Genomic DNA, 9,440 nt, shown 5'->3' on the forward strand with positions numbered 1-9,440 from the left:
CAGCGCCCGTTCGGTCAACGCATCAGGTCGCTTGGCCCGCACGTTTGGTGTCGGCAGACTCCCGGCCCAGATCGGGAACCGAGTTGCTGGGCTTCCTTCCTACGGAGGCAGCAGCAAGTCATTGAATGTAGGGACTCAAGTTCATAGTTTGTAGATAATAGTGGGGTGTTCGCCCTAGCCCGTGCGCACCCCTCGGTCTTCCTGCCCACGACTTCACCCCAGTGAAAGGAACCCAGAAATGCCGCTGTCGGTCACCACCGGTTCAACCTCCCAGCGAAAGCCCCAGCCGAGCATATGTCTTGGAATTGGCGTTCTTTCCTGGACTTCCTTCGAGCGGCAGAGCGACCGTTACGGTGCCGTCCACCTTAGTTACGGACTCCCTGACGTGGCGTCTTTCGAGGCTGCTCCCACGGGGGAGCATGGCCGTCTGAGCGCCATAATCATCGAGACCCGCCCATCGATACACCTTGGAGATCTGGCCAGGGGATTGCCTCCATCCAAGATGGAGGCCGACGAGGAAATCGTATTCGGCGAAGGGGAGCTATTCACCGAGCCTTTGGGGCGCGGGAATGCCCAGACTATCGGCGTCAAGCCCTCGGATGGTCGATCTGATGACTGGATGGACCCCTCTGCGCTGTACCGGTGTCACAACCAGGTCGTCCGACTGCTCTTCAACCCACTTCACTGAGGCGGGCGGGACTGCGCTCCATTCGAAGCCGCATAACCAGCGAGTCCCCTTGGGGGCCGGTTGGGGCGGGGATAGTGCTCGACCTCTGCCCCAACTGCGGCGCCCCACGCACCGTGATCTCTCGCGACGTGGCCTTGACACCCCAGTCGCTTGTCACCCGGGCCTAGAGCGTACCCGCTAGACCGCCCACGGCATGCGTATAGGAAGTCAGTTCCCTTCATCAGTAATCCCTCGCACCTTGCAAAGGACCCTTCGTATGCCAGTCGCTGCGATCTTCCAGCTCGCGTTCTCCCTGATCTATCTCGCTTTGATCGCATCCACCGCGCTCTCGAAGAGGTCATTAACCCCTGGATTCTGGCCGCCTCCGCAGCCACAGCTGTCGCCGCCTTGCTCGCATCCCTATCGGGAAACACTGCGCTGGCCGTCATGTACATCGGCATGACGAGTACCTGGTACATCCTCAGCCTCGCAGGTAAATCCGCCGTTCGTCGCTCCGGCCAGAAAGCCAGGGAGCAGGGGATTCACCCCGATACCCAAGCGTTGGGTGGTGGAGCGGACCTACGGCTGGCTCATGCTGAACCGCCGCCTGGCCCGCGACTACGAGACACTCCCGGCCCGCTCCGAAGCCATGATCCACCTGGCCATGAGCGACCTGATGGCCCGCCGCCTGACCGGCGAGAGCACCATCTCCTGGCGCGACCCGACATCACCGGATCAAGCTTGCGTAACAGGATGAAAGAACGGGAGGAAACGGCCTCTGAGTTTCGCGCTCTCCTCGCGGGTGCAGACGAGCCGCCGCGGGACCGCGCCACTGGCGAAGGTGTCGTCTACGGCAGCCCTCCCGGCTCGGGAGGGCGGGGCCGCTCCCACTCGGTGGCTGATGTGATGTTCGGTCGCATTCCTCGCTGATCCCGACTTCACCGAAGGTGCCCGCCGAGCCCCCACGGCGCGTGATTCAGGCGGGCACCCCGTTCGAGCCAAGTCGAAGAGCACTCAGGGTCTTCGGGATTCCGAGGCCCTGGGATTCGCATCTCGACGCTCCGTCAGCCGCAGACGAGTGAACGGGAACAGGCGGCGAAAAGGGGAGCCGGAATCGGCCTGGCCCGGCGCCCTTCCCTCGCGCATGCCCCGAGCTCGACAGGCCACAGATATTGAATGTGGAGATGGAGATACATAGATTGCATGTGTGGCGAGGGGGTGGTGCTCACCTAAGTGAGCCGCACCCACCTCACCCCGGAGCGGGCACCCCAGCCCAGCGATCGTGACCCGCTTCCCACCGCTCAAAGGCTCTACGCGGCGCCTCTTATGAAAGGGAACCGATCCATGTCGCATCCCGAATCCGTCAAGCCCGTCGGTGCCAGCCCGACGAAACCGACTGTGAGCATCCTTGTCCAAGAAGCCAAAGCCTTCGGCGTGACCCGGCTGGCCGACTTCCTTGACCGATCCGGCCGCGAGATCACCGATCTGTACCGAGGAAGCATCTCCTGGACAACAGTCCTGCGGCGCGCAGAACTCGTGTCCGCACCCGCTGCACCAGGAGAGCAGGAACTGCTCAAGCGCATGCATGTCTTCCTCCATGCTGACGATGCCGAACGTGCAGGTGCGTACATCAGGCTTGTGTCCGACGACGCGCCTCTGTACGGAAGCCTCTCGGAGCGGGACAAGACCCTCGCCCGGATGCTCTTCTTCAACCTCTGGGACAAGGCCGGTGGCTTCACCTCCTATGAGGAGGGGTTCGACGCTCTGCGCGAGCAGCCCGCCGTCCGAAGCGAGATCGGCCAGGTTCTCACCCATCTCATGGAGGGCAAGGCGCTGCGCCCGCCCATGCCGCTGGCAGGACCGCACGCCCACATCCCTTTGAACGTCCACCATGACTACAACCGCTCGGAAATCCTGGCCGCCCTGGGCGTGGCCCGCCTCGGCGGGCAGCTGCCTGGCTACTTCGCGCAGGGCGTCCTGTGGGACGCGGACAATCGGACGGACGCTCTACTGATCACCCTCAACAAGAGCGAGCGAGATTTCTCTCCGACGACGTCATACAAGGACTACCCGCTGAGCCGCACCCGGTTCCACTGGGAGTCGCAGAACTCCACTGCTGACACCTCGCCCACGGGGCAGCGCTATCAGCAGCACGTACAGCGAGGAAGCCACATCCTGCTCTTCTTGCGGGCCGACAAGGACACTCCGACCGGCAAGGCGCAGCCGTGGACTCTTCTTGGCCCCGCGACGTACGAACGCCACACGGGCAGCAAGCCGATGGCGATCACGTGGAGCCTCCACCACCCTCTGCCCGACGAGATCTGGACCTCCCTCCCGTCCGCCGGATAGGCAGCGACTCGCTGAGACGCGGTTGGAGGGGCGTTCTCCCTTCCGCTCCGCACGTTGGGGCATGCCGACCAACAACATAGTTTGCTGACACCGGGGCGGAGTGGTTCTGTGCCTCTCCTGCTGCTCCGCCCCGATTACCGGCCCGCACAGCGACACCCGGCCTCCCTACGGCCCGCTCGCCCCGCGGGCGGCGCCGTGCCATGGCGCCGCCCCTGCGCACCCACCCGCCTGTGCCTGGCTCCTGTTCTGTGCTGCGCAGTTCAACGTCAGCTTTCCGGAAAGACTTTCACGTGACCCGTCCGACCCGTCCGCACTCTGATTCCGGGCGTCCTGCCGCCACGACGTGGTGGTTTGTCGAGACCCGCTCGGGCACGTAGATGCTCACCCTCTGCCCGGACAGTTCCTACGCCCCGGTCGACGTCTGGGAGAACGGCTACCTGGTCCCCGTCAGGTCCCGGGAGTGCTGCACGCCTGCCCAGCGGCCCGACGTCCGCCGTGAGGTCGTCCCCGACTTCAGCGCACACCGGGCTTCCTGCTCCGTACCTGCCTGGCACGCCGTGTGGGAGCTGCGGCTGCACCAGGAGGCCCCAGCGCGACGACAGCCGCACCCGCTGCGCCTTGTGGCCGCCTGAGACCGCACCGCCCCGTCGCCCCCGCCGCCCGAGTGCGGCGCCCGGCCTGAACCGCCCGGGGCGCGACCCCCCTGCCGCGCCCCGTTCCACTGGAAGGACCCTCCTGTGACCCACCCGCACACCGATTCTGCCCGCCCTGCCGATCTCGCGTCATGGACGATGATGCTGCGCGCCCAGCGCGGCGCCGCGCAGGAGATCGCCCGGCTCGTTGCCGACACCGTGCTCGTCCACTTCCCCGAAGCCGCCTACTTCGTCCTGTGGATCGACTATGACGGCGATCTCGCCACAGACCTCTTCCCCGAGAGCGTCCGCGACGCCCAGGGACAGATCCTGACGGACTTCGACAGCTCCCGGCTGCCGTCCCTGCCAGCCACGGACCCGCTCCGCGCCCGGTGGGGAGGGTACGACCCGGCCGACGCCGTCCAGGTCCGCCACGTGCTGCGCAGCCTGCGCTTGAGCGGGGGCGAGTTCGACAACTTCCCCGAGGACCTGCGACGTGACGGCGACGACGAGGGCTACGTCCCGTGTCTGCTGCTCTCGCCGCAGGCCCGCCCCGATCGGTGGGACACGTGGGACGCCGAAGACGACGACGACCGCGAACGCCTCCTGCGCCCCTACAGCGCACAGCGCCCGTCCTCCGGTACCGCTGGCCCGGAGGCGTGAGGGCCCGCTCCGCTCCCGCCACTCCCGGGGCGCGCCCCGTTCCTCGGGAGCCGCGCAGACTCACCCCACGACTCAAGTCCGTCAAAGAAGGCCAGGGCTGCCCGGTCTCCGGGCCCGGGGTGTGACGGCTCGTGCGGCCCCGGCCCCGGCGGGCCGGGGCCGCACGGAGAATCAAAGACTCGACCCAAGAAGGTAGGACCCAATGACGGAGATCACCAACGGCTCACACGCCGCCGACGGCATCGCAGCAGAGGCGAGCGCCGACCCGCACCCCGACGGAATGGCCTACGGACCGCACCGCATTGCCAACGAGGGAGAGGACATCGAGCACACCGCCTTGGACGGTGGTGCGTACGGCATCCGCGCTTTCGCGTGCGACCGCTGCCACAAACGCGCCATCCTTGCCGACTTCGCACACGGCCGCGTCACGTGCACCGATGAGGCCGAAGCGGACTGGTCCCGCGAACGCGCTGATCATCTGCTGGACGACGTGACGTTCAAGGGCGCCACCGCATACGAGTTCACCTCACCCGACGAGCACGGCCGGCCCAGGGCGGACACCTACGACCGCCCGACCTCTCGTGAAGTGCTCGCCCTCTGGCTGCGCGCGGGAGGCAGGTTCAACTGGTACAAGCGTGAGCTGCGTGTGGCGTGCTTCGGTGCCGTGCACAACGTCAAGCCGGGCGTCGAGGAGCCCCCTCCCGCCCACGGCCGCATGCCCGCCAGCGAGTACGTGGCCGTGGGGGAGCTGGGCCCGGGCGACACGTTCGTGACCCGCTGCGCGTTCACTGTCCTCGCCATCGCTGGGGGCACGTTCACCGCGCTCGGTTATGACGGGCAGGCGATCACCCAGACGGTGCCCGAGGGCACCCGCGTATTGCGCACCCGCCGTGCTCAGCGGCCCGAGGCCGGGTTCCAGCTCCCGGTGCCGGATGGCAGCAGCAGCGGCTACGCCGCGTTCTACGCGTCGGTGTTTGCCGACCCCCGCGTGACGGAGCTCGACATCGAGGCTCGCTACGTCTGTGAGGTCAGCGAGGACGGTGGCCGCACATGGACCAAGGACGCGCACCCCTATGCGGTGGTGGGCGGTGGGCATGTCCAGGCCGAGGCCGCGTCCGCGTTGTTGTCTGGTTGTCTTGTGGTTGCGGGGGGTGGCGTGCGTGTGGTTCGGGGTCCGTCCGGGGTGCTGACGCGCTGGACGCTGGCCGGGGAGCCCGATCAGGCCGGGAGTGTGGCGTGACCGGGTGACCTTGCTTGCGGTAGCCGCAGGCCGGTCGTGTGCCTTTCCGGCTGGCTATTGAATGACGTTCTCGGTATGCATAGTTTGCGGGTGTCGGGGTGTTGGCGGGTTGGTTCTGCCGCCCGCGTCCCGGTGCCTGTCCCGTTCAGAAGCGGGACCCGACCTTTGGGAGAGTTTGATGACCGATACCGCCAGTTCCTACACCGCCGACGCGATCGCGGCTGGGAGGAGTCTCTACCCGTATCCGAAGCCGGTCCTGGACACGGGTGCGCTGGCCGAAGCGATTCGGGTGCAGGCCCGTACCTGGGTGACGGCCGCGTTCGGGCTCACGGTGCCCGGCCCCGAGGAGTTCGCAGCCGCGCCCGTCGAGACCGTCGCGCGGTTCCTCGGCGGGGTGGCCGAGCACGTCCGCATCTGGGGCGTGGAGGCGGGGGGTGACGCCGAGCCGTGGGGTATCGCCCACCTGCTCAACGCTCACGCCGACAGTCTGTACGCCGCCCATGGGCGCGGTGACGGCCACCTGCTGGGGGCCCTGTACTCGCTCATCGCCGCCCGCGCCCACGTGCGGGACGGCCACGAGGGCAAGTTCGCGCTGGACCCCTTCGTCGACGACCGGCGCCCCATCACCGAGACGGCGCTGATCGAAACCATCCGCATGCAGCTCACCACGTGGGTGCCCGACACGTTCGGGACCGTCGTGCAGATCCCCGCCCGGTGGGAGATGCGCCGCGCGGCCGACCTGTCCGATGTCCTCGTGGATGTGATGGGGGCCGCGGAGGCGAGGTATGGCGACGTGGACGACGACGACAGCATCCGGGGTATGGCGCACCTGGCCAACGGCCGCGCCCATGGCCTGAGGGCCGGTTACGGCTACGGCGACGTCTACCTGTTCGCCGCCCTCAACTCGCTCGTGCTGGCCGCCGCCTCCCTCGCCTGACCTGGGCCGCCGATGGGACGTGTGGCACGGGCGGCGGCGCTCACAGCCGCCCGTGCCACACGCCCTGGCCAAGCCGGTGCCGAAGCGAGAGCGATCACCCTGTCACCGCACACGAGGAGCACGATCCGATCATGGCCATGCACCGCTTCCCCCACTCGTTGACCGGGACGGCGCCCGGCGGCGCCTGGCGTACGGGCGCCCTGCTGATCGAGTCGCTGACGCGTCAGGGACTGCACGTGCGCGTCGTCAGGCCCTACACGACGTCAGCGGAGGAATACCTGGTCTGTACCGCTCCAGGCCGCGATGGGCGCAGGGTATGGGTCGACGCGTACGACAGCGACGGGCGCGGGGGCCACTACGACATCGGGCGCGACATGCTGTGGTCCCTGAACGCGACCGTCATGGACGACAGGGGCACCCGGCACGTTTTCTGGGGGGCCGACCACCCCCATTTACGGCCCGTGCAGCAGGCGGAGACGTGCGCGGTCGCGGTCGCCACGTTCTTCGGACTGCCCGTGGTCGAGCTCGGTGGCCCAGTCGCCGAACCCGTGGCCGCCACCGGCTGACCCCCGGGCCGCGCACGCGCCTGCCTCGGTGCGGCGGGCGCGCGCTGAACTCCACCGCCCACCTGAGGGGGCGGCCCGCAGGGGGAGGCGGACAGGGGCCGCCCCGGCCCCGCCCGTGTGCGTCCCGCCGCAGCGCGTCGGGCCCGCGCGGCAGCCCCCGAGGGTGGGGGCCGGTCCCGGCCTCACCGGCAGGCCGAGTTCCGCGGTGCCGCCGGGCGACGGTGCGCGAGTCCTGTTCGGCCATGGGGTGTTGGTGGTGGGGTGCTGTTCCTTGGGTGGTGGTGTGGGGCGGCTCGGCGTCCTCGTTCGTTGAGTGAGTCTTGTCGATAGCATAGTTTGCGGTCGTCTGGGTGGTGTCTGCCGTCCCGCTCCGGCATCCGATCCCTGTAAGGAAGGTCAGCCATCCATGAGCATCCCGAAGTGGACGATCAAAGGTATCGTCGACGACTTCGACACGTGCGGTTGCTGCGGTCGTCGCGGACTGAAGCGCACGGTGGCGCTGATGCCGCTGGACGCGGACGGGAACGAGGACGGCACTGCCGAGGACGTCGCGTACTACGGCACGTCGTGCGCGGCGACCGCGCTGGGCTGGAAGCAGGGCAAGGTGATCGATGCCGCCCGCGCCGCCCAGGCCGAGCGGAACCGGCGCGACGATTACGCCCGCCGGATGATCAGTACCTACGCCCCGCTGGAGTCCGCTCCCGTCGGGGATGCGGCCCGCGTCTACTACAGCCGCAACCAGACCCGTCGGGACACGGGTGTGAAGGCGACCGAGGAGGTGGCGAGGCTACTGGCCGAGGCGCGTGCGATTCTGGCTGACACCACGACGGGCCCGGCTCGGCCTTCGGGTATCGAGGATTTCCGCCGGTACGTCGTGATCCTTTCCAGTGGTGGGCAGGTCTACCTTGGTGCGGCGGGTGCCGGAAGAGGAGACCGCGCGCCGGGAGCAAGCCGCTGCCGCCCAGCGTCGCGCCGACGAGATCCGGGGCAGTGTCCTGGTCGTGGCCGCGCTGGACTCCGAGGCCGCGCGCACCGTCGCCTACGCCGACGAGTTGACCCGCGAGTGGAACGCGAAGGCTTGGCAGGCCGCCCGCGCCGGAGTCTGAGTGACGGCGTTCTTGCCGTGCGTGGCGGCCGGGCGGCGCGCGGCTGTATGGCGGAGCGGGGCAGGCGGGACAGTGCGGGTCCCTGCGGGGCGGCAGCCAGGAAGGGCGTCGCGGCGCCGGCCGCGAGACGCTGTAAGCGAGGGGCGGACTGGTGCCGTCCGTCGACGGCGACCGCAGGCGGGACCGGACGAAGCCGCCCGGTCGGCGGCTTGCTGTCCCCGCCCCGGCGCGGGCCTTGTCTGCTGCCGCCGGCGTTGAATGGCTTCCATCTGGCCCTTACGTTCGTTTCTGTCCAAGTCGCCGGGTCCTGCGGCGTATCGCCGTACCGGCCCGGGTGCTGCCGGGGTAGTCCCTCCCGGCGGTCCCGGCGGTCCCGGCGGTCCCGGCGGTCCCGGCGGTCCCGGCGGTCCCGGCGGTCCCGGCGGTACGGGCGCCGCCCTGCACCACACCAGACCAACCGGAAGGACGTCATGTCCCAGAACATCTCCGACGCAGCCGCCGCCGCGATCGACCAGCTTGTGAACGCCGCGGATGCCTTCGTCGCGGCCCTGAAAAACGCGGCCGACCAGGACACCGTGAACCGCGGCTACTGGGCCGGTTACATCGCCCAGATCAAGCACGTCACCGAGCACGGTGCCGCAGCCCTCCAGGCGCCGCAGGCGCTCTTCCTCGACGCGCCCGAGGGCAGTGCCGACCGTGGTCGGCTGCTGTTCCTCTTCCACGCCGAGGAGACGCTGGCCCCGGCCGCGGAGGTCGTGTTCGAGGCGTCCGCGGCGCTCGGCTGGGACGAGGTCAAGGCCATCCGGCTCGGTGTGTCTCTCGCGGAACACCGAAACGCCTGACCTGCCGCACGCACCGGGCTCCCGCCTGTTGCCGGGCGGTGTTGCGGCCCCCTTTTTCCTGGTTCATGCGGGTGGCGGGCAGGGTGCGGCGAGGCAACGCCATCTATTGAATGACGTGTTCAGGAAGCATAGTTTGTGGGTGTCGTGGTGGTGGGGGGGCGCCCGTTCCAGCCCCGATGTCGTGTATGCCCGCGCCCCTGAGAGGGTCGGATGATGACCCTGCTCGTGCCGCTCGCCGGTTGGGCCCGGCCGCAGCCCGGCTGGATCTTCGTTCACGGCCCCGTGGACCGGTGTTCTGGTAAGACGAGCCGCTGCGCCATCGACAAGGTCGAGAACGGCACCGTGTTCTGGAACGCGGACACCGAGGACGCCGCCCGCGGGAACTGCGCCAGCCCCTTGTTCATGTTCGCTCAGCAGGTGGCGCGCGGTGAGTTGTTC

Annotated in this window: 10 protein-coding genes and 1 pseudogene; all 11 read left to right on the top strand. The window is 68.6% G+C overall.

The annotated features are described in order from the left end of the window. The first annotated feature begins 238 nt into the window (after positions 1 to 238). Positions 239 to 688 (top strand): hypothetical protein, encoded by a 450-nt coding sequence (locus ACFV88_RS28775; protein WP_385494873.1) that lies wholly within the window; start codon positions 239 to 241, stop codon positions 686 to 688. A 499-nt stretch (positions 689 to 1,187) separates the two neighbouring features. Beyond that, positions 1,188 to 1,424 (top strand): annotated as a pseudogene (locus ACFV88_RS28780) (transposase); the annotation flags it as partial. 587 nt (positions 1,425 to 2,011) lie between these two features. Further along, on the top strand, positions 2,012 to 3,016 hold the full coding sequence (locus ACFV88_RS28785) for a DUF3427 domain-containing protein (protein WP_385494874.1): 1,005 nt from the start codon (positions 2,012 to 2,014) through the stop codon (positions 3,014 to 3,016). Between the two features lie 377 nt (positions 3,017 to 3,393). Next, positions 3,394 to 3,648, top strand: coding sequence for a hypothetical protein (locus ACFV88_RS28790; RefSeq protein ID WP_385494875.1), 255 nt, complete (start codon positions 3,394 to 3,396; stop codon positions 3,646 to 3,648). Between the two features lie 105 nt (positions 3,649 to 3,753). Beyond that, complete coding sequence (locus ACFV88_RS28795; protein WP_385494876.1) at positions 3,754 to 4,311, top strand: hypothetical protein; 558 nt, start codon at positions 3,754 to 3,756, stop codon at positions 4,309 to 4,311. A 202-nt stretch (positions 4,312 to 4,513) separates the two neighbouring features. Next, positions 4,514 to 5,551, top strand: a complete 1,038-nt coding sequence (locus ACFV88_RS28800; protein WP_385494878.1) for a hypothetical protein — start codon at positions 4,514 to 4,516, stop codon at positions 5,549 to 5,551. Between the two features lie 178 nt (positions 5,552 to 5,729). After that, positions 5,730 to 6,488 (top strand): hypothetical protein, encoded by a 759-nt coding sequence (locus ACFV88_RS28805; protein ID WP_385494879.1) that lies wholly within the window; start codon positions 5,730 to 5,732, stop codon positions 6,486 to 6,488. Between the two features lie 131 nt (positions 6,489 to 6,619). After that, positions 6,620 to 7,054, top strand: a complete 435-nt coding sequence (locus ACFV88_RS28810; protein ID WP_385494880.1) for a hypothetical protein — start codon at positions 6,620 to 6,622, stop codon at positions 7,052 to 7,054. Positions 7,055 to 7,944: 890 nt separating this feature from the next. After that, positions 7,945 to 8,160, top strand: coding sequence for a hypothetical protein (locus tag ACFV88_RS28815; protein ID WP_385494882.1), 216 nt, complete (start codon positions 7,945 to 7,947; stop codon positions 8,158 to 8,160). A 470-nt stretch (positions 8,161 to 8,630) separates the two neighbouring features. Continuing rightward, complete coding sequence (locus tag ACFV88_RS28820) at positions 8,631 to 9,002, top strand: hypothetical protein (protein WP_385494883.1); 372 nt, start codon at positions 8,631 to 8,633, stop codon at positions 9,000 to 9,002. 210 nt (positions 9,003 to 9,212) lie between these two features. Then, positions 9,213 to 9,440, top strand: a 228-nt coding sequence (locus ACFV88_RS28825) for a hypothetical protein (RefSeq protein WP_385494885.1), incomplete at its 3' end; no start/stop codon positions are given.

This window comes from Streptomyces sp. NPDC059816, from assembly GCF_042732055.1.
GTDB lineage: Bacteria > Actinomycetota > Actinomycetes > Streptomycetales > Streptomycetaceae > Streptomyces.

Excerpts from the sequence above, each read along its gene's own strand:
- ACFV88_RS28775 (WP_385494873.1), top strand. The coding sequence starts at position 239 with ATGCCGCTGTCGGTCACCACCGGTTCAACCTCCCAGCGAAAGCCCCAG.
- ACFV88_RS28785 (WP_385494874.1), top strand. The coding sequence starts at position 2,012 with ATGTCGCATCCCGAATCCGTCAAGCCCGTCGGTGCCAGCCCGACGAAA.
- ACFV88_RS28790 (WP_385494875.1), top strand. The coding sequence starts at position 3,394 with ATGCTCACCCTCTGCCCGGACAGTTCCTACGCCCCGGTCGACGTCTGG.
- ACFV88_RS28800 (WP_385494878.1), top strand. The coding sequence starts at position 4,514 with ATGACGGAGATCACCAACGGCTCACACGCCGCCGACGGCATCGCAGCA.
- ACFV88_RS28805 (WP_385494879.1), top strand. The coding sequence starts at position 5,730 with ATGACCGATACCGCCAGTTCCTACACCGCCGACGCGATCGCGGCTGGG.
- ACFV88_RS28810 (WP_385494880.1), top strand. The coding sequence starts at position 6,620 with ATGGCCATGCACCGCTTCCCCCACTCGTTGACCGGGACGGCGCCCGGC.
- ACFV88_RS28820 (WP_385494883.1), top strand. The coding sequence starts at position 8,631 with ATGTCCCAGAACATCTCCGACGCAGCCGCCGCCGCGATCGACCAGCTT.